The sequence below is a fragment of the Aedoeadaptatus coli genome (genome assembly GCF_900343085.1).
Taxonomy (GTDB): Bacteria; Bacillota; Clostridia; order Tissierellales; family Peptoniphilaceae; genus Aedoeadaptatus; species Aedoeadaptatus coli.
The window spans coordinates 1-19,223 of sequence record NZ_OPYI01000015.1 but is presented as its reverse complement, the minus strand read 5'-3'; the positions used below and the strand labels follow the sequence as shown (position 1 = coordinate 19,223).

Genomic DNA, 19,223 nt, shown 5'->3' with positions numbered 1-19,223 from the left:
TTTTTGCATTAGAAAACCCCCGGTTAGACCGGGGGTTCCGTTTAGCTTTAGCGATAATTACCTGATATTCCCAGAATGGTATGATAAGAAAGGTCTGCCAACCAATCACAATCAGGAGGGAATAATGACATCACTAAATCACACCCATAGTCTATCACACACAAAATGGAATTGTAAGTATCACGTAGTGTTTGCTCCGAAATACAGGCGAAAAGTATTTTATGGATCGAAGCGCTTAGAAATAGGCGCGATTCTGCGCGAGTTATGTAGCTGGAAAGGCGTAAACATAATCGAAGCGGAAGTATGTCCGGATCACGTTCATATGCTACTAGAGATCCCGCCCAAATTATCCGTATCTTCATTCATGGGATTTCTAAAAGGGAAGAGTAGCATCATGATCTATGAACGATGGGGAGACATGAAATTTAAATATAGGGGAAGGCAGTTTTGGTGTAGAGGCTATTATGTCGATACCGCGGGAAAAAACGCTAAAAAGATTCAGGAATACATTCAAAATCAACTGAAAGAGGATCAAATAAGTGAGCAACTAACCTTTGACACGACGAACCCCTTTAAGGGGTAGCCGAGTAACGATAGCACGGGCAGACCACCGACGCCCTTCAGGCGCAGCTAGTAATACAGGCCCTTTGGGCCGATAAAGGAAAACCCCCGGCTACGTGCACTGACCCCCAAAAGTTGGACCAAGAAATCCAACCTTTGGGGGTCTTTTAATGGCAAAATATAGTTATGAATTGAAGAAGAAAATCGTCGAAGAATACCTGTCCGGGAAGACAAGCTATTCCGTCTTAGAAGATAAATATCAAATTGATGAATCACTGATCAAGAACTGGGTGAATAATTACAAACATTTTGGTGATGAAGGTTTAATGCGCTCTAGAAATAATCGTGCGTACAGTGTAGAGTTTAAGTTAGAAGCCATTACACGCTACGAAACGAGCGAATGCAGCTACCAGCAATTGGCCCTTGAACTCGGCTTGACGAACCCATCCATGATCGTTAACTGGCGCAGGAAATACCGAGAGGAGGGCATTGAGGGTCTGCGACCACACAAGCGAGGGAGACCTGTGACGAAAAAAGACGACTCCAATCAAACACCGAAGTCTTCAACGAATGACGAGCCCCTTGATGCATCCACACGGGAGGCATTGGAAAATCGCATCAAAGAATTAGAAGCTGAGAATCGGAAACTTACCATTCAAAAGATGTACTTGGAACAGTTAAGGAGTTTGGCGAGGGAAGAAGCAATGAAGAAAAGGCGAAGATCGTCGCTAAACTCCGAGAACAATTCCAACTAAACGAGATCCTCGCCGCCATCAACTTTCCCAAATCCACATTTATGTACTGGCAGAAAAAGTGGAGTGAAGAAGATAAAGATCAATCCTTGAAAGATGAAATCTTGTCCATACGGCGCGAACACAAAGACTACGGCTATCGAAGGATCCACCTGGAGCTGAAGAACCGGGGTTGGGCGATCAACAAAAAGAAAGTTCAACGACTGGTTCAGGTCACGGGCCTTCAAGTCCGCTCCTATGGCAGGAAATACAAGAAGTACAACTCCTACAAAGGCGTTGTCGGTAAAATCAAGAAGAATCGAATCAACCGTCGCTTCAATACCTCTGTCCCTTACCAGAAAATTACCACCGACACCACGGAATTCAAATACTACATCGAAGACAAAGCGGGGAAACTTCAAACAAAGAAACTCTACCTCGATCCGTACATGGACATGTACAATCTGGAAATCATCAGCTACGTCCTCTCCGACCAACCCAACGGCGTCACCATGCTACAAGGCTTAGAGGAAGCTATCGAACGAACCAACGGCTGCCCCTACCGGCGCACCTTCCACTCCGACCGTGGGTGGGGCTACCAAATGACCGCCTATCAAGCCATGTTGGAAGAACACCACATCTTTCAAAGCATGTCCAGAAAAGGCAACTGCTACGACAACGCACCCATGGAAAACTTCTTCAGTGTTTTGAAAAGAGAAATCTACGACGGTTACGTCTACCGAAGCCGACAAGAACTCGTTCGGGCCATCGAAAATTTCATCCGCTACTACAACAACGATCGAATCAAAGAAAAGTTAGGAGGTCTAAGTCCGAAGCAATACCGTGAACGAATGAACGCAGCATAGAACGAATGTTATGTAAAACAAAATCGAGCAAGCGAAATGCTTACTCGATTAAGTCCAACTTTATGGGGTCACTCTAACGCCGGGGGATGTTTATTTTGCGGAAATTTTTGTGAAGGGGAAAACAACCGGCGATCGGACATAAAGCGGGCGGATTTCTTGCAATAAAAAAAGCGGGGGCTGCCCGCTTTTTCAGTGTTTTTGAAAAATATCGTTGGCCACGCGAATCATTTCCTTGGCCATTTCGTAATTGTCTCCGATTAAATCGTAGACGGCATCTTCCGTGAGCACGCCGCAGTCCACGGTGATCTCGCCCTTGTCGTAGGCGTCAACATCGTCGAACCAATCCTTGGAGCTGTAGTAGGCATCCAGCTTGTCGTAGGCGATCTGCGCCTCGTCGAAGGTGGCCAGGGCTTTTTTAAAAGCCTTTACGGCGTCCGTGTGTTTGTTTAAAATGGCCTCCATTTCGGCCACCCGTTCGTTTCGATCCATGGTATCTCCTTTCAAGAAAAAAGCACCGAAGCCGAGGCTCGGTGCTTGGTTTCCGGATTATTTTAATAGGTTTCCACGAAAAGTTCAAACCATTTTTGCGGGTGGAAGCAGGCGGGGCATTTTTCCGGTGCTTCTTTGCCTTCGTGAATGTAGCCGCAGTTGTTGCACTTCCAGAGGACGACTTCGTCGCGCTTAAAGAGCTTGCCTTCCTTTACATTTTCCAAAAGCTTCAGGTAGCGATCCCGGTGAGCTTCTTCCACTTCGGCGATTTCGATCCAGTTGTCGGCGATTTCATCGAAGCCTTCTTCGCGGGCAATTTCCGCAAATTTCGGATACATGTCGGTGGCTTCGCCGTCTTCCCCTTCGGCGGCGTTTTTCAGGTTCAATTCCGTGCTGCCTAAGGCCACAGGATAGTCCCATTTCACTTCGAGTTCGTCTTCGTTAAAGTCGTCGACTAAGTACTTGAAGAAGCGCTTGCCGTGTTCTTCTTCGTTGCGGGCCGTTTCCAAGAAGATGTTCTTAATTTGAACGGAAGCGTCTTTGTCCGCTTGCTTGGCGTACATGGTGTAGCGCGCCGTGGCTTGAGATTCCCCGGCGAAGGAGATTAACAGATTGTTTGCGGTCTTGGTTCCTTTTAATGACATGATTTCCTCCTATTTCTCATAGAATACGCGGTTGCAATCAGTATACCCCAATTTCCACCTACGTTCAACCGCCTCGGCCGTGTTATACTGGTAGTAAGAATGAGAAAATAGGAATGAAATAAAGGAGACGATCATGCGAATTTTATGTGCGGGCCCGACCACCCTTTTACCGGAAGTGGAAGCGGCCATGACCGAGGTAGTGACCAATCCGGACTTGGATCCGGCTTACGAAGCCTTTCACAGAAATGTGGAGAAGCGCCTTTCCGCCGTGGTAAAGACCGACCGCCCCACGGTGATTATGTTGGGCGAAGGGATGCTCGCCCTTGAGGCCGCCGTCTGCTCGTTGATGGAGCCGGGCGAGCGGGTGCTGGTCATGAGCAATGGCGTCTTCGGCGGCGGCTTTGCCGATTACGTGAATTTCTTCGGCGGGGAAGCCGTCCTTTACGAAAAGGACCATCGCCGGGGCTTCGATTTGGATGAATTAAAGGCCTACCTGGAAAAGGATTCCGACTTCGCCATGGCCACCATGGTCCATTGCGAAACCCCCTCGGGCCTCACCAACGACGTAAAGGCCATTTGCAATCTCTTAAAGGACTACGGTATTTTGTCCATCGTGGACTGCGTGTCTTCCTTCGGGGGCGAGGACATCGACTTCGACGCCTACGGTGTGGACATGATGCTTTCCGCTACGCAAAAATGCCTCTCCGCCCCCACGGGTCTTTCAATGATTACCATTTCCGAAGCGGCGGAAGAAAAGATGCGGAGCCGCAAGGAACCCATCCCGAGCTACTACATGAATGTCTTAAACTACATGAGCGGCCAAGAAGATTTCGCCTTCCCCTACACCATGAGCGAACACTTAACCGGCGCCCTGAACAAGGCCCTGGATCTTTGGGAGACGAAAGACAGCGTCGCCCTGCACAAGGCCTACGGCAAGATGACCCGGGCGCTTTTCGTGAAGGAAGGCTTTGAGCTCTACCCGAAGGATTCCTTCGCCGACACCGTCACCGCCGTGTGCCTGCCCGATGAAATCTCCGCCACGGAATTTCTCGCCAAGTGCCGGGAGAGGGGCGTATTTATCTCCAAAGGCGCCGGCAAGCTCCACGACCGCATCATCCGCATCGGCCACATGGGAGCCAATATTTCCGAGGAAAACTTCAGCGCTCTCTTTAAGGTGTTGGATGAAGTCTTCGCAAGCTACGGAATCGAAACCCGCTTCGCCGAAGGCTTCGACGCCTACGAGCTCCACTGAGCTATGTTATAATAAGGCCAAGGGGGTGTTTCCATGAAAGGATTGTTTGTCGTCATCGAAGGGCCGGACGGCTCGGGAAAATCCACCGTCGCCGAGGGCATTTGCCGCCACTTTAAGGAAAAGGGTGTGGACGTGATCCACACGAGAGAGCCCGGCGGCACGGCCATTTCAGAAGCCGTGCGGGAGATTCTTCTGGATCCCGAGAACAAGGCCATGGATCCGCGCTGCGAGGCGCTGCTTTACGCCGCCGCCCGGGCCCAACACGTGGAGGAAGTGATTCGTCCCGCCCTGGCCGAAGGGGCCTTGGTCCTGTCGGAACGCTTCGTCTTCTCGAGCCTGGTCTACCAGGGCCTGTGCCGTCAATTGGGCCTCGCGCCCGTCGAAGCAATCAACGCCTTCGCCACCGACGGCCTCGTCCCCGACATCACCCTGTATCTCGACGTGCCCGAAGGCACGGGCAAGGAACGCATGAAAGATCGCCTCGCCGATCGCCTGGAGTCCGACAAGAAGATCACGGACACGGTGGAGGCCTATTATAGAATCTTGGCTGAACGGCGCCGAGGAGAACTTTGCTTTATCGACGCGTCCATGGATGCGGAGCAGGTGCTTTCGGCCGCCGTGGAAGCCATCGAAAAGGAGTACCGGTAAAATGAAACTTATATTCGCCATTGTGCAGGATCAGGACGCACCGGGTTTAATCGACGCATTGACCGAAAAGCGCTTCCGCGTAACGAAATTATCGTCTTCCGGAGGCTTCTTAAAAGCGGGCAACACCACCCTCCTCATGGGCGTGGAAGAAAAAGACATGGACGAGCTCTTCGACATCATGGAAGCCAATTGCTCCGTGCGCGAAGAGCCCACCTCCATGGTCTCCATGTCGCCGGGGGAATCCTTTATGCCCTATCCCTTAAACGTGCGCGTCGGGGGCGCCACGATCTTTATTCTCGACGTAGCCGAATACAATCGGTATTAAGGGGGCCGCATCATGGATAAAATGGTGTTTGCTATTATCGCCGATCGCTTCGTCGGCGACGTCATCGACGAATTGCTGGAGGCGGAAATTTCCGTCACGGAAATGGCCTCCACCGGCGGCTTCCTGAAAGAGGGAAACACGACGGTGGTCGTCGGCGTCACCAACAGCCAGTACGAAAAATTAAAAGAAATATTTGAACGCATCGTCGGCAAAAACAGCGGCCGAGACGAAACCCACGCCGGGGCCCACGTCTTCGCCATCGACTTAATTAAGGGCATTCACATTTGACGGCGGATCTCTTACACTCCGGCCTTCACGCCTACATTTTAAAGGGAAGCGGCGAGGCGGCTCTCGAAGCGGCGCGCCACTTGGCCATGGGCTATTTGTGCGCGAGTGATGAGGCGCCCTGCGGCAGCTGCCCCTCCTGCAAGCTCTTTTTGTCGGGAGAAGGCCGGGGGGAAAATCATCCGGACTACGTGGAAATCGCCCCGTCCAAAAAGACCTCCAAGGCGTCCATAAAAAAGGAGCGCATCGAAGAAGTGCTGAAGGCGGCGGCCATGACGGACTACGCCGGCGGAGGCAAGGTCTTCGTCTTTGCGGACTTCGACACCACCACCGTCGAGGGACAAAACGCCCTCTTAAAAGTGCTGGAAGAGCCTCCGGCGAAGACCCGCTTTTTGCTTTTAAGCGAATCGCCGGAGAAGATTCTTCCCACGGTGCGCTCACGGGCGGGCTTTTTGGATTTAAAGAGCGAGGAGCCCGCCTACGATCCCGAGCGGCGCCACAAAAGCTATCGCCTCGTGGAAAAAGTGTTGTCCCGGCCCGAGGAAGTATTTTTGGCGCGCAGCTTTTTCGAAGAAGAAAAGGACCATCTGCCCGAGATCTTCGACCACTTCCTCGCCTACTTTCGGGACATGGCCGTGTATTACGAAACCGGCGACGAAAATAAAGTTGTAAACAAAGACTACCGCGTGCCCATTGCCCGTCAGTCGCAGATCGTGGGGATGCGGGTCTACGACATCATCGACGCCCTCTACCGGGCGCGGCGCTACGTGGAGATGAATGTAAACAAAAGCTTTGCCTTTGAGTGGCTGCTTTTAACGATGGGAGGCCAGGGAATTTGACAGAGACGAGAGATGTAGTCGGCGTGCGATTTAAGCGCCGCGGAAAAATTTATTACTTCGATCCGAAAGACGCCGAGCCTGCCTTAGACGGCGGCGTCATCGTGGAGACCTCCAGGGGCGTGGAATACGGCTACGTGGCCATGGAGCGCAAGGCCGTCGCGGCCGAGGACATCGTGGGCGAGCTGAAGCCCATTCTCCGCACGGCCTCAGAAGACGACGAGCGGCGCCACCTGTCCAATCGCAATTTGGCCCGGGAGGCCATGGTGGTCTGCGAGGAAAAAATAAAAGAACACGGCTTGAAAATGCGCCTGATCAGCGCGGAATATACCTTCGACAATTCCAAGCTCCTCTTTTACTTCACCGCCGACGGCCGGGTGGATTTCCGCCGCCTGGTTCGCGACTTGGCGGCGATTTTCCGCACCCGCATCGAGCTCAGACAAATCGGCGTTCGCGACGAAGCCAAGCTTTTGGGCGGCATCGGCATTTGCGGCCGGGAATGCTGCTGCGCGTCCTTTCTCGGGGATTTTTCTCCCGTGTCCATTAACATGGCCAAGGATCAGGGCCTTTCCCTGAATCCCGACGCCATCAGCGGCGTCTGCGGCAGGCTCTTGTGCTGCCTCCGGTACGAACAGCCGGGCTACGAGACCAATTTAAAAATCATGCCCCGCGTGGGACGCACGGTCTACACCGCCGAGGGAAAGGGCGTGGTGGTTTCCACCAACACCTTGCAGGCCTTGGTGAAGGTAAAGATCGAAACCGACGACGGAGTGGAATTTGTCGTGGTCTCCGCCGAAGATCTGGCGAGAAAGCCCTGCCGGGGAAAGGGGTGTGCCCATGAAGGGGATATGGAAGAAGCTGAATAGAGGCGCGTTCAACGGCGGGCGACTGGCGTGGCTCGCAGGCTTCTTGGCGCTCTTTTTCCTCGACGAATTCCCCGGCTTCTACTTTCAGACGAAGATTCCCCACGCCGCGGCCGACGTGGCCCTGTGGGGGATCTATTTTTGTGCCCTTTTAGGGATCCTCGTCCTCATAAGAAAATTCGCCTCGGCCATACTTACTCCGGCGGCGACGGAGCTCATCCTTCTCGGGCTTTTGATCTACGAGGTAAGCGATGTGCTTCGCGCCACTTCCTCTTTGGGCCCTTCCTCCGACGCCTACATCTACGGCGCCACCGCCGCCGTGGTGGCGATCATCTGGCTCTTCGCCCTGGACGTGGGGGCGCGGAAGCTCTATCCCATGGCGGCTGTTCTCGGCGGCCTACTTATGGCGGGGCTCATCTTTGTCTGCGCCTGGCCCGGCCCGAAGACTCGCCCGGACGTGGCCCGTGCAGAAAAGACGATTCCCGCCGCCTATAAGGTGGAAAAAATTACCTACGGCCCGAAGAGCGCCTACGACTACGGGGAGGAAAACTACGCCTCCTACCTGCGCCTGCCCAAGGGCCAGGACCGCTGGCGGAAGTTGTTTTTCGGCTACACCCCGGCCCACGTGCCCTACGAAGGGGATCTCTACCTGCCCGTAGGCGTAAAAAATGCCCCCCTCCTCGTCTTCGTTCACGGCAATCACAACATGATCGAAGACAACAAAGGGGGCTACGAGTATTTGGGCCGCTACCTGGCGGCGCGGGGCGTGGCCTTTCAATCCGTGGAGCAATCCCATTTTAACGCCTACTTCGGCAAGGGCCTTTCCGGCGAAAACGACGCCCGGGCCCTGAGCCTTTTGGATCACGCCGACAAAATTCTGAACGATCCCCGCTTCAAAGACCGCATCGATAAAGATCGCGTCTACCTCGGCGGCCACAGCCGCGGCGGCGAAGCGGCGGCCGTGGCGGCATCCTTCGCTGAACTCCCATACAACCCCGACACCGGCCGAGCCACGAAAGACATCGTGGTGGCCGGCGTCCTGGCCGTGGCCCCCACCGACGGCCAGTACAAGCCCGGGGATCGTGCGGTGGATTTAAATGTGCCCTACTTCCTCGTCACCGGGGCATGGGATCAGGACGTGTCCTCCCTGGAAGGCATGGATCAATACCTCCGCGCCGGCGCCTGGCGGGGCCAACTCTTCGTGGACTACGCCAATCACAGCCAATTCAATTCCAACTGGGGCCGCCTGGACCGGGAAGGCCTCGCCGCCCTGGCTCTTGCCACGGGAAACATATTGGACAAAGCCGATCAAGAGCACTTTTTGGAAGTGGCGGCCTACGCCTTTATCGAGGACCGCAATTTATTTAATGACCTGAAAGCCTACCTGCCTCAATCGGGCTTTGCCCTCGCCACCCAGCCGAAGAGCCGCGTCCTCGCTGATTTCGAAGAAGACGCGGACCTTACCACCGCCACAGACGCCGCGCCGGACATAAAAGGCGCCACCACCTATCAGGAAGGGGCCTTCATTCCCTCCGATCGCGGCGGCACCAACCACGTGGCCCGACTCATCGGCACCTACGCCCTCAACGTGAACGGCGGAGGGGACGGGGACTTCGCCCTGGACGTGGCGGCAAAAAGCGGTCGCGCCGATGTAAAAATCACCTTAATCGACGCCTCCGGCGAGGCCGTACACTTTACTCCGAAAAAAGACGCGCTCCACGCCGCCCACGAAACCGGCCTTTTAAAATGGCAGTACGCGGCGAAAAAGTGGGAATACAAGCGGGCCCTGGAGACGGTGCGCCTCACGAAAAGCGCCATGGCGAGCGAGAATCCCGCCTTTAACATGAAGGACCTGAGCCGCGTGGAAATCACCGTGGGGGGCCTTACGGAAATCGACAATATTCGTATCGAAAGCGATTAAAACCGAATCCCTCGGGTATAAGTAATGCGAACAGAGTTCGGGGGGTTACGTTCATGCACGATACACTTTTAATAAAAACAATCAACAGAGATCAAGCCGGTTTGCGGAACGTCTTTTTCCAAATCGGCGATATGGATGCGCACATCGGCGAGCTCATGGACCTATTAAACAAGCCCGACAGCCCCTATGCCGGGCGCTGTCTGTTTCGCTACAACGGCATTCGTCTCAAGTTGGAAGTCGATGAAATCCCCACTGTCCTGGCACTCCTCGTAAATAAAGGCGTGCCGGTGTATGGCGTTTATGAACCGTACTTTTAGGAGTAAGACTAGGAGGAAAACTATGTCCAATGAATTAAGCAAAAAGCTGAACGAACAATTTAACTTTGAAATCGAATCGGCCTACATCTACATGGCCATGGCCAACTACATGGACACCCAAGGCATGTCCGGTTTCGACCACTTCTTCGTGCATCAAGCCAAGGAAGAAATGGAACACGCCAAGGCATTCTACGATTTCCTTCAAGAAATGGACTGGGCTCCGGAATACGAAGCCATCGCCAAACCGCCGAAGGAATTCGGTAACTTCACCGACACCTTCCGTGCCGCTTACGAACACGAACAAGAAGTCACCAGCCGCATCAAGGCCATCTACAAAGAAGCCATCGAAGTGGGCTGCTTAGATACCCAAGAATTCCTGAACAAGTTCATCGAAGAACAACGGGAAGAAGAAGACACCTTCCGCGGAATCGTCGAACGTTTAGAACGCATCAACGAATCCTGGAACGGCCTCTACATCTTCGACCGCGAATTGGCTCAAAGATAAGCATAAAAATGTCCCTCACCAAGCGGTGGGGGATTTTTTATTGGGAAAATTTACGGGTTGAAGTAGGGAAGCCGGCTAGTCTTCGTCGAAGGCCCGAATGGACTCGGCGATGCTGCGGCAGATGACGTTGACCAGCGCCGCCCCGGGCCAAATAATCCACGTCCACTGCCACTTATTCGTGTAAAAGGACAGGGCCAAATAGATCAAGAGCACCGAAAGGTAGTAGGCCCGTTGAATAGGCACTGTGCGGCGACGGGCGATTTTTTTGCGGCGGGTATAATCCCCCTGTTCCAAAATTTTATCGAAGCCCGCCTCGATGACCGAAGTGCGCACGATGAAAAAGACGCCGGCCGCCACGATACATAATGTGGTCGCAAAGCCCGTGGTGGTGAAGGCATCGCCTCTTCCCGCCGCCGAGGAAAAGAGCATGGGCGCGGCGGAGAGAATACACAGAATGATCCCGGCGCTCAAGCGGCGGTTGTGAAGAGGGGCGTAGTTCTCCTTGCGTTTTTTTACGGCACCGTCCACGCCGTAGGCCGTATCCACGGGTTCGTCGAAGGATTCGAAATCGTCGGGCATTTTCGGACCGTAGACCAGAAGAAAGACGCCCACGGCCACCACGGCCAGGGTGGCGATGATGCCCAAGGTGGAGGCGGCGTCGGTATCGGCAATGTCGGCCAGGATCGGCGGAATGGCGGAGAGAATAAACAGACTCACGGCCAGGGCCACCTTCGGCGCGCGCTCGGCGAGGTAATTCATGTAGGCATCGGCATCTTCCAATGCAACGGACGAGAGGGCTTCTTCCGCCGGCTGATCCGCCCCATCCTCGGAGGGATCCATGGAATCCAAGAGCAAAAAGTCCGTGGACACGTGAAAGTACTTGCTGATTTCGATGATCTTTGCCATTTCTGGCATGGCGCCGGCTGCTTCCCACTTCGAAACGGATTGGCGGGACACGCCCAAGGCCTCGGCCAAAGCTTCCTGAGTGAGGCCGGATTTTTTCCTTAGGTAGACGAGCTTTTCAGAAAATAACATGAGACACTCCTTGTAAACATAGTCGGTTCGCTTTCTGAAAAAAGAATACGCCATGAGCCGGTTGCATGCCATACACAGGCCTTGGAATTTTCGCAACCACAGGTTGCAATGGCGAAATCAAGCCGTTTTCGGCTAAGGCGTTTTAAAGAAATCGTCGATGGCCTTCATCAAAGCCTCGTTGGATTCCGGATCCAAGAGGCAGAAGCGGAAGAAGCGTTCGTCCAAATTCTTAAAATTCGAACAGTCCCGGATCACCATTTTCTGCGCGAGAAGGGCTTCGCGAAGTTCCGCCGCCGTGCGACTTTTGTCCTTGATCTTCACCAAGACGAAATTTCCGTAGGAGGGAAACACCTTCAGGGCGCCCTTGGCCTCCAAAGCGGCGATGACCTTGGCCTTCTCCCGCTGAATTAGGCGAAAGCTTTCCTCGCGAAAAGCCACATCCTGAAACATGACCCGCCCCATGACATCGGCCATGGCGTTGATCCCCCACATGGAAAGATCCGCGGCAAGGGCCGCATGAAGGGCCTCATCTCCGGTCACGGCGTAGCCCAGGCGAATCCCCGGCGTGGCGAAAAATTTGCTCGTGCCCCGGATTACGATGAGCTTTTCGCGGCTTTTCACCAAAGACACGGCGGAGTAAATGGCGGGATCCGTAAACTCGATGTAGGTTTCATCCACCAGCACGTGGGCAGAGGTCTCGTCCAAAATCCGCGCCACGTCCGCCCGGGTTAAAATGGAGCCCGTGGGATTGTTGGGATTGGTAAGCACGTAAAGATCCACGGCTTCCTCGTTGATCCGCGCGATGATTTCGTTTACGTCGATGGAGAAATTTTTGTGGTAATCCAAGTGGTATTCAAAAATCTCTGCCCCGATCTTTTCCAGCTCCCGGGCGTATTCGCTGTAACAGGGGCTGTTGATCAAGGCCCGGGCGGGCTTAATAAAGGCGATGGCTTCCTGAATCAGTTGCGACGTGCCGCTTCCCAAGAGCACGGCCGCCTGATCCACATTCAGGTAATCACCAATGGCCGCCTTCAATTTCCGGTACTCGGGATCCGGATAGCGGCACAGAGCCCGAATGTTTTTCGCCGCCGCCTCCATGGCTTTCGGCGAAGGGCCCAGGGGATTGATGTTCGACGAAAAATCCCGTATGTCTTCCGGGCGGTAGTGGTATTTTGTTTCCAAGGCGTAGAGATCGGCGCCGTGGCGATTCTTTTTCATAGGATCCTTCCTTTCGGACCTATGATATAATGACAAAAACAAAAAGACAATGAAAAAGGGGTGCCTATGTTTAATTTCAGAAACGACTACCACGATTTATGCCATCCGAATGTATTGAAAGCACTGGCCGCCACCGACGGCGAGGGAAATATGGGCTACGGCTTCGATCCCCACACGGAGCGGGCCACGCGCCTGATTCAGGAAGCTGCAGGGGGCGACTACCCCGTACACTTCGTCCACGGCGGCACGGCGGCCAATGTCCTGGCCCTCACCTTCCACCTCCGCCCCCACGAAGCCATCGTAAGTGCTGATCTGGGCCACGTGGTGGGACACGAAGTGGGCGCCATGGAAGCGGCGGGCCACAAAGTGGTCACCGTGAAAACCGAAGCCGGCAAATACGATCCCCAGGCCCTCGACGAATTCATCGCCTCCTTCGGCGACTTCCACAATGTCCTCCCCGGCATCATCTACCTCTCAAACACCACGGAAACCGGCCTCGTCTACCGAAAAGAAGAGCTCGCCGCCATTAAAAAAGTGGCGGATAAATACAATCTCCCCGTCTATATCGACGGCGCCCGCATGGCCAGCGCCCTCACAAGCGAGGTCAACGACGTGAAGCTTTCCGAATACATGAACTACGCCGATATCTTTTCCGTCGGCGGCACGAAAAACGGCGCCCTCTTCGGCGAAGCCCTGGTCTTTAAAAGCGAAGACCTGGCCCGGGAATTTATCTACTTCCAAAAACAGCGTGCCCTCTTGATGGCCAAAGGCTTTACCCTGGGCGCCCAGTACGAAGCCCTCTTCACCGACGACCTCTTCTTCGAAAACGGCCGCGCCGCCAATCGGGCCGCGAGCTACCTCGCCCGAGAACTCGCCTACCTGGACGTGGAATTTATCTATCCCCCCGAGAGCAATCAGTTATTTATTCGCCTGCCGAAAGCTGTGGCCGACGAACTGGAAAAACACGGCCAATTCGACATTATGGGCCCGAAAGAAGACGGAACCGTGCCTGTGCGCTTCGTCACCGATTACAACACGACGAAAGATGAAATCGACGGGGCCATCCGGCTACTCGAAGGTCTTTTGAAAGAAACACTTTAGTCCGAAAAAGGACAAATCAGAGTAAATTGGTTTGACAAGGCAAGGGTGCCGTGTTATGATAAGAAAAAATCAAAAGGAGAAACCATGAACACCTTATTCCAAAGCATCTGCAAATGTGCTTGTTCCTGTACCTGTTGTTGTACGGGTTATTTGCCTGCGCAGATGTTGGGAAACGACATGGTTTTGTCCTGATTGTTATTTTCCATAGGCATCTTGAAGCGGGCTTCGGCTCGCTTTTTTATTTGCCTGAAAGGAGTTGTCATGAACCGAGAATTTCTCGTGGCCATGCTGCCGCAGTACGCCGCGGCGGCGAAGCTCACCCTGTCTATCGGGCTCATCGGAGTGGCGGGATCCGTCCTCTTGGGGCTCATCCTCGCCTTTATTCGGGTGGAAAAAGTCCCCGTCCTAAACGGCTTGGCCAAAGCCTACATAGAAATCTCCAGAAATACCCCCCTGTTGATTCAATTGTTTTTTCTCTACTTCGGCCTGCCGAAGATCGGCATCGTCCTCTCCTCGGAAGCCTGTGCCATCGTGGGCCTGATCTTTCTCGGGGCAAGCTACATGGCTGAGTCCTTCCGCTCCGGCATCGAAGCCGTGGATGTGCGGCAGATCGAAGCGGCCATGGCCATCGGCCTCACCAAGCACCAGCGCATCCGCCACGTCGTCCTGCCCCAGGCATTGGCCATCGCCATCCCCTCTTTGGGCGCCAACACCATCTTTCTCTTGAAAGAAACCTCCGTCTTCAGCGCCGTGGCCCTGGCGGATCTTATGTACGTGGCAAAAGACTTAATCGGCATCTACTACGAAACCGACGAAGCCCTCTTGCTCTTGGTCTTATCTTACCTGGTGATCCTGGTTCCCGTAGCCGTGATCTTCAGCCTGCTTGAAAGGAGGATGCGACGTGGCATCGGCACAAGCGCTATTGCTTAATCCACATACAATCACAAGACTCCTGAAAGGCCTCTCCGTTACCCTGCGCGTGTCTCTCATCTCCGTGGCCCTCTCCATCCTCTTCGGCCTCGTATTCGGCTGGACCATGACCAAAAAATCCCCGGTCATCAAAATCCTTTCGAAAATCTACTTGGAATTCATGCGCCTCATGCCCCAACTCGTGCTCCTCTTTATCGTCTACTTCGGCATGGCGCGGGCCCTGGGCGTGCATATCTCGGGATTTAACGCCGCCATCATCGTCTTCACCCTCTGGGGCACGGCGGAAATGGGCGATCTCGTCCGCGGCGCCATCTCATCCATTCCGAAACACCAATACGAAGCCGCCCAATCCATCGGCCTCACCCGCCTTCAGGTCATGGGCTACGTCGTGCTTCCACAAGCACTTCGCCGCCTCATACCCCAGGCCATGAACCTCGTGACCCGCATGATCAAAACCACCTCCCTCATCGCCCTCATCGGCGTCGTGGAAGTCATCAAAACCGGGCAACAAATCGTGGAAGCCGTGCGGCTGGAATTCGCCTCCGCGGCCCTTTGGATCTACCTCGTCATCTTGATTTTATACTTTTTGGTTTGCTATCCCCTGTCCAAATGGGCCGGGCACTTAGAAAAGAAATGGAAGGAGGCATAATGGCCATACTGGAAATAAAAGACATGGTAAAAGCCTACGACGGCGCCCCCATCTTCAGCGGCTTTTCCCTAAACGTTGAAAAAGGCGACGTCATCGCCGTTCTGGGCCCCTCGGGCTGCGGCAAAAGCACCATGCTTCGTTGCATCAACGGCCTGGAAAAAATTCAGGGAGGCGACATTCTCCTGAACGGCGAAAGCGTCGTAAAAGAAGAAAAAGACATGCCCGGCGTCAGGAAAAAAATCGGCATGGTCTTTCAGTCCTACGAACTCTTCGGCCACATGACGGTCCTCGACAACCTTACCCTCGGGCCCGTGAAGGCCAAAGGCGAAGACAAAGCCGAGGCCGAAAAGCGCGCCCTGGCCCTCTTGGATCGGGTGGGACTCAAAGACAAAGCCCAAAGCTTTCCGAGAAACCTCTCCGGCGGCCAGCAACAGCGCGTCGCCATCCTTCGGGCCATGCTCATGGACCCGGAAATATTCCTCTTCGACGAAGTCACCGCCGCCCTGGACCCGGAAATGGTGCAGGAAGTCTTATCCCTCGTCGGCGAATTGGCCAAAGAGGGAAAAACCATGCTCATCGTCACCCACGAGATGGAATTCGCGAGAAAAGTCGCGAATCGCATCTTGTTTATGGAAGAAGGCCACATCATCGAAGACACGGGGCCGGAAGAATTTTTCGAGCACCCGACCACCGAACGAAGCCGCCGATTTTTAGAAGGACTGCATTACAACTAAGGAGGACAAAATGAAAAAACTGCTTACCGTACTTATGATCGCCACACTCGCCCTGGGCCTCGTAGCCTGCGGCGGCGCGGAAGAAGAAGGCGCCCCGGCCGCCGACAAAGCCGGCGTACGCACCGTCGACGAAATCAAAAAATCCGGCGAAATCACCATCGGCGTCTTCGGCGACAAAAAACCCTTCGGCTACATGGACGAAAAAGGCCAATTTAAAGGCTACGACATCGCCCTCGGCGATCGCATCGGCGAAGAACTGGGCGTCAAAGTCAAATACATTCCCGTGGAAGCCGCAAGCCGCGTCGAATACCTGAACGCCAACAAAATCGACCTCTTGCTCGCCAACTTCACCGTCACCGACGAGCGAAAAGAACAAGTCGACTTCGCCCTGCCCTACATGAAAGTCTCCCTGGGCGTCGTTTCCCCGAAAGGCGAAATCACCGACGTTTCTCAACTGAAAGACAAAACCCTCATCATCTCCAAAGGCACCACGGCGGAAACCTACTTCACTGAAAAACACCCCGAAGTAAAACTGCAAAAATACGACCAATACGCCGAAGCCTACAGCGCCCTCTTAGACGGCCGCGGCGACGCCATGAGCACCGACAACACCGAGGTTTTGGCCTGGGCACTTGAAAACGACGGCTACGACGTGGGCATTAAAACCCTGGGAGATGTGGACTACATCGCCCCCGCCGTAAAAAAAGGCAACAAAGAAATGCTCGACTGCGTGAACGGAATTATCGAAAAACTCTACGGAGAAAAATTCTTCACCAAAGCATTTGAAGAAACCCTCGCCCCCACCTACGGCGATGCGGCTAAACCCGAAGACATGGTGGTTGAAGAGAAACCCGCAGACTTTTAAAAAATAAGGAAAGGATCGAGAGGAATCGATCCTTTCCTTATTTTTATTGCGCTCGGAATTTGTGAGGACATTTTCTTTTTTTCTTTACCTGGTTTTGTTTTCGCTTTCCAAGTGCTCAGTTTTTGTGATTCGCGATCCTCTTTTCTTTAACTCAAAAAATCCATTCTTCCATTGTTTTGAAACCCGGGGGCGGGGAAAAGAGCTCAGAGCGGAATAACCCGGTCCCCAAGATTTGGACATCCCCCCCACCTCAAATCGTGTATAATTCAATTAAGGAGGGAAACCATGGGACGAGGAAAACTAACCACTGAAGAGCAAGCCATCTTACGCGCCAATCCAAATGTCGAATCAGTCGATGATTATCGTGTCTTTTATACGGCCGAATTTAAAAAGCATTTCATCGATGCCCTTACCATGGGCAAACGACCAAAACAAATCTTTATCGAGGCCGGCTTCGATCCTGAAATCTTAGGCGACAAACGCATCGAACGGGCCACTGCACGTTGGAAAGAACGCCACATTCGGGACACCATTCTCGCATCAATTGACCAGGAAGCCGCGAATGAAGCCCTTCAGGCCATTGACGCCATCGACGACATGAGAAAAGCAAAAGACAAACTGGCAAAGCAAGAAAAAATCATTCAGCAACAAGCTGCGGAGATCGAAGCATTAAAAAAAGCTGGCTGGCTAGGAGGGAGGCGATGCGACAAGAAGGCCTATGGAAAGACTGATCTCTGCAAAATCGTAGAAGACACCGTCGAAACCTACGGAAAAGCCGTCAACATTAAAGCCCTTTGCAAAAACCTTCATCTGCCGCGAAGCACCTATTACTACTACAAAGCCAGCAAAGAAAACCGGCAACGAAGAGAAGACGCTGATCGAGAAGCCCTGTACTTCATACAAAAAGCCTTCGACCATAGCGGCAAATACTACCATAAAGGCAGCCGCTCCCTGCGCATGGTCCTGAAAAACGACTACGACATCATCTACAACCGCAAAAAAATCCAACGCATCATGCGGAAATACCAACTCATCTGCCCCGTGAAACAATCCCGACCCTACGGCAAACGAAAAAACGACGGCCAAGAAAACAAAATCGCGCCCAACCGCGTCAAACGCGCCTTCAAGCCGGGCGAAGCCAGAAAACTCTTCCTCACCGACATCACCTACATCAAACACCAAGGCCACTTCTCCTACGTCTCCGTCATCATCGATTCCCAAACCAACGAACCCGTCGCCTACAAAACCAGCACAAACTACAACCTCGATTTCGTCCTCGAGACCCTCGAACAACTCAAAACCTGCGGATACAGCCAAAACGCCATCATCCACTCCGATCAAGGCGTCCACTACACCGCGAAAAAATTCCGCGACACCATCCAATCCATGGGCCTCATTCAATCCATGTCGAGAAAAGGCAACTGTTGGGATAATGCACCCTGCGAATCCTTCTTCGGCAAAATGAAACAAGAAGCAACATTCGACGAAAACGCCAGCGACCAAGAGATCGAAGCTGCCGTCGCCGATTACATAAGCTACTACCGCTACCGCCGATACCAAGAAGGCCTCGGCGACATGACACCATACGAATACGGATCGACACTGCTCAACGCATAGGGGTTGACGTGTCCAAATCAAAGGGTCCACCTTAGAAGGCCGCATTTTCCCCGCCCCCGGGGCCCCCACCCCTTTTTTGGCCGCGCTTAAGNCTCCTTGATATTTTATTGCCGATAACACAATAATTTTATCATGGGAGGTTCTTTTTTTACTTAAAGCTAAAGCTTTTTACGCCTACCACCAGCATAGCTGGTGGTTTATTCATGCTAAAGCGCACAAAAAAGGGAGGGTGAATCGGGTGATTCTCCCTCCCTTTGTCATCACTCTGACAGTCTCTGAATGAGGCTGTTTTTTTCATACCCAGGGAAAGATGCGGTGGTTTTTTTATTGCATGGTGTTTTTTCATTCGCTCCTATTTTATCTAAGCCTTCAGATCGCGGACCGAATAATGACTCGCGGTATTTTCTTAGTCGTTAAAGTACCATTCCCGCACGGCTTTGAGACCCGGGGAAGGGGCCAGGGCGTTGCGATTCGCCCTCTGCCCCTTCCCCGGGGCCCCATCCCCATCCACCCACAAACGCCTTCTATATGTGCAAATGCCTGACGGCATTTGATTCCTGTTGGGCCGTGTCGCGGAAGAAAGAAAATGAGTTGGGCGCAGAATTCTTATTGGCGAAAGAAAAACTTCGCCCGACGCACATTCTTCTTTCCACGACACGGCCCAATTTGTAGAAAATGCCGCAGGCATTTTCTTACAACTTAAGCGCGGCCAAAAAAGGGGTGGGGGCCCCGGGGGCGGGGAAAATGCGGCCTTCTAAGGTGGACCCTTTGATTTGGACACGTCAACCCCTATGCGTTGAGCAGTGTCGATCCGTATTCGTATGGTGTCAT

Annotated in this window: 21 protein-coding genes and 1 pseudogene; 18 read left to right on the top strand and 4 right to left on the bottom strand. The window is 53.4% G+C overall.

Annotated elements, in window-relative coordinates; translation table 11 throughout:
• Positions 1–124: 124 nt before the first annotated feature.
• The 3 genes and pseudogenes from tnpA to DG046_RS09840 form a co-directional block, all read left to right on the top strand.
• Entirely contained in the window at positions 125–583 is a 459-nt protein-coding gene (tnpA, locus tag DG046_RS08200; protein ID WP_068454115.1) for an IS200/IS605 family transposase, read from the top strand.
• A gap of 148 nt (positions 584–731) precedes the next feature.
• Positions 732–1,316, top strand: a complete 585-nt coding sequence (locus tag DG046_RS09845) for a helix-turn-helix domain-containing protein (protein WP_234411491.1) — start codon at positions 732–734, stop codon at positions 1,314–1,316.
• A pseudogene (locus DG046_RS09840) lies at positions 1,280–2,158 on the top strand (IS3 family transposase); the annotation flags it as partial. The gene DG046_RS09845 and the pseudogene DG046_RS09840, both read left to right, overlap by 37 nt.
• A gap of 189 nt (positions 2,159–2,347) precedes the next feature.
• Here DG046_RS09840 and DG046_RS08190 read toward each other — a convergent pair.
• Complete coding sequence (locus DG046_RS08190; RefSeq protein WP_108832026.1) at positions 2,348–2,647, bottom strand: DUF4298 domain-containing protein; 300 nt, start codon at positions 2,645–2,647, stop codon at positions 2,348–2,350.
• 62 nt (positions 2,648–2,709) lie between these two features.
• Complete coding sequence (gene rbr / locus DG046_RS08185) at positions 2,710–3,294, bottom strand: rubrerythrin (protein WP_108832025.1); 585 nt, start codon at positions 3,292–3,294, stop codon at positions 2,710–2,712.
• Between the two features lie 130 nt (positions 3,295–3,424).
• Between rbr and DG046_RS08180 the strand changes: the two genes are divergently transcribed.
• The 9 genes from DG046_RS08180 to DG046_RS08140 are packed head-to-tail and all read left to right on the top strand — an operon-like array spanning position 3,425 to position 10,243.
• On the top strand, positions 3,425–4,543 hold the full coding sequence (locus DG046_RS08180) for a pyridoxal-phosphate-dependent aminotransferase family protein (protein ID WP_108832024.1): 1,119 nt from the start codon (positions 3,425–3,427) through the stop codon (positions 4,541–4,543).
• Positions 4,544–4,576: 33 nt separating this feature from the next.
• On the top strand, positions 4,577–5,191 hold the full coding sequence (gene tmk / locus DG046_RS08175) for a dTMP kinase (protein WP_108832023.1): 615 nt from the start codon (positions 4,577–4,579) through the stop codon (positions 5,189–5,191).
• A gap of 1 nt (position 5,192) precedes the next feature.
• Positions 5,193–5,516 carry a cyclic-di-AMP receptor gene (locus tag DG046_RS08170; RefSeq protein ID WP_108832022.1) on the top strand — a complete coding sequence of 108 codons (324 nt, stop codon included), beginning with the start codon at positions 5,193–5,195 and terminating at the stop codon, positions 5,514–5,516.
• Between the two features lie 12 nt (positions 5,517–5,528).
• Entirely contained in the window at positions 5,529–5,804 is a 276-nt protein-coding gene (locus DG046_RS08165) for a cyclic-di-AMP receptor (RefSeq protein ID WP_108832021.1), read from the top strand.
• Positions 5,801–6,640: a DNA polymerase III subunit gene (locus DG046_RS08160; protein ID WP_108832020.1), complete on the top strand. Its 840-nt coding sequence runs from the start codon at positions 5,801–5,803 to the stop codon at positions 6,638–6,640. Before DG046_RS08165 ends, DG046_RS08160 begins: the two co-directional genes overlap by 4 nt.
• On the top strand, positions 6,637–7,503 hold the full coding sequence (locus DG046_RS08155) for a PSP1 domain-containing protein (RefSeq protein WP_108832019.1): 867 nt from the start codon (positions 6,637–6,639) through the stop codon (positions 7,501–7,503). Before DG046_RS08160 ends, DG046_RS08155 begins: the two co-directional genes overlap by 4 nt.
• Entirely contained in the window at positions 7,475–9,421 is a 1,947-nt protein-coding gene (locus tag DG046_RS08150) for an alpha/beta hydrolase (protein ID WP_108832018.1), read from the top strand. Before DG046_RS08155 ends, DG046_RS08150 begins: the two co-directional genes overlap by 29 nt.
• Before the next feature lie 53 nt (positions 9,422–9,474).
• Positions 9,475–9,738 (top strand): hypothetical protein, encoded by a 264-nt coding sequence (locus DG046_RS08145; protein ID WP_108832017.1) that lies wholly within the window; start codon positions 9,475–9,477, stop codon positions 9,736–9,738.
• A gap of 22 nt (positions 9,739–9,760) precedes the next feature.
• Complete coding sequence (locus DG046_RS08140) at positions 9,761–10,243, top strand: ferritin (protein ID WP_108832016.1); 483 nt, start codon at positions 9,761–9,763, stop codon at positions 10,241–10,243.
• A gap of 75 nt (positions 10,244–10,318) precedes the next feature.
• On the opposite strand, the gene DG046_RS08135 is transcribed toward DG046_RS08140, so the two are convergent.
• Both DG046_RS08135 and DG046_RS08130 read right to left on the bottom strand, forming a co-directional pair.
• Complete coding sequence (locus DG046_RS08135) at positions 10,319–11,278, bottom strand: helix-turn-helix domain-containing protein (protein WP_159082108.1); 960 nt, start codon at positions 11,276–11,278, stop codon at positions 10,319–10,321.
• Between the two features lie 132 nt (positions 11,279–11,410).
• Positions 11,411–12,496 carry a pyridoxal phosphate-dependent aminotransferase gene (locus tag DG046_RS08130; RefSeq protein WP_108832014.1) on the bottom strand — a complete coding sequence of 362 codons (1,086 nt, stop codon included), beginning with the start codon at positions 12,494–12,496 and terminating at the stop codon, positions 11,411–11,413.
• A 66-nt stretch (positions 12,497–12,562) separates the two neighbouring features.
• Between DG046_RS08130 and DG046_RS08125 the strand changes: the two genes are divergently transcribed.
• The 6 genes from DG046_RS08125 (at position 12,563) to DG046_RS08100 (ending at position 18,392) form a co-directional block, all read left to right on the top strand.
• Entirely contained in the window at positions 12,563–13,597 is a 1,035-nt protein-coding gene (locus tag DG046_RS08125; protein ID WP_108832013.1) for a threonine aldolase family protein, read from the top strand.
• A 261-nt stretch (positions 13,598–13,858) separates the two neighbouring features.
• Entirely contained in the window at positions 13,859–14,527 is a 669-nt protein-coding gene (locus DG046_RS08120; protein WP_108832012.1) for an amino acid ABC transporter permease, read from the top strand.
• Entirely contained in the window at positions 14,499–15,176 is a 678-nt protein-coding gene (locus DG046_RS08115; RefSeq protein ID WP_199909605.1) for an amino acid ABC transporter permease, read from the top strand. The genes DG046_RS08120 and DG046_RS08115 overlap by 29 nt, the downstream gene beginning before the upstream one ends.
• Positions 15,176–15,910, top strand: coding sequence for an amino acid ABC transporter ATP-binding protein (locus tag DG046_RS08110; protein ID WP_108832010.1), 735 nt, complete (start codon positions 15,176–15,178; stop codon positions 15,908–15,910). Before DG046_RS08115 ends, DG046_RS08110 begins: the two co-directional genes overlap by 1 nt.
• A 10-nt stretch (positions 15,911–15,920) precedes the next feature.
• On the top strand, positions 15,921–16,775 hold the full coding sequence (locus DG046_RS08105) for a cysteine ABC transporter substrate-binding protein (protein WP_108832009.1): 855 nt from the start codon (positions 15,921–15,923) through the stop codon (positions 16,773–16,775).
• Between the two features lie 285 nt (positions 16,776–17,060).
• Positions 17,061–18,392, top strand: a complete 1,332-nt coding sequence (locus DG046_RS08100) for an IS3 family transposase (RefSeq protein ID WP_108832008.1) — start codon at positions 17,061–17,063, stop codon at positions 18,390–18,392.
• Positions 18,393–19,223 lie beyond the last annotated feature (831 nt).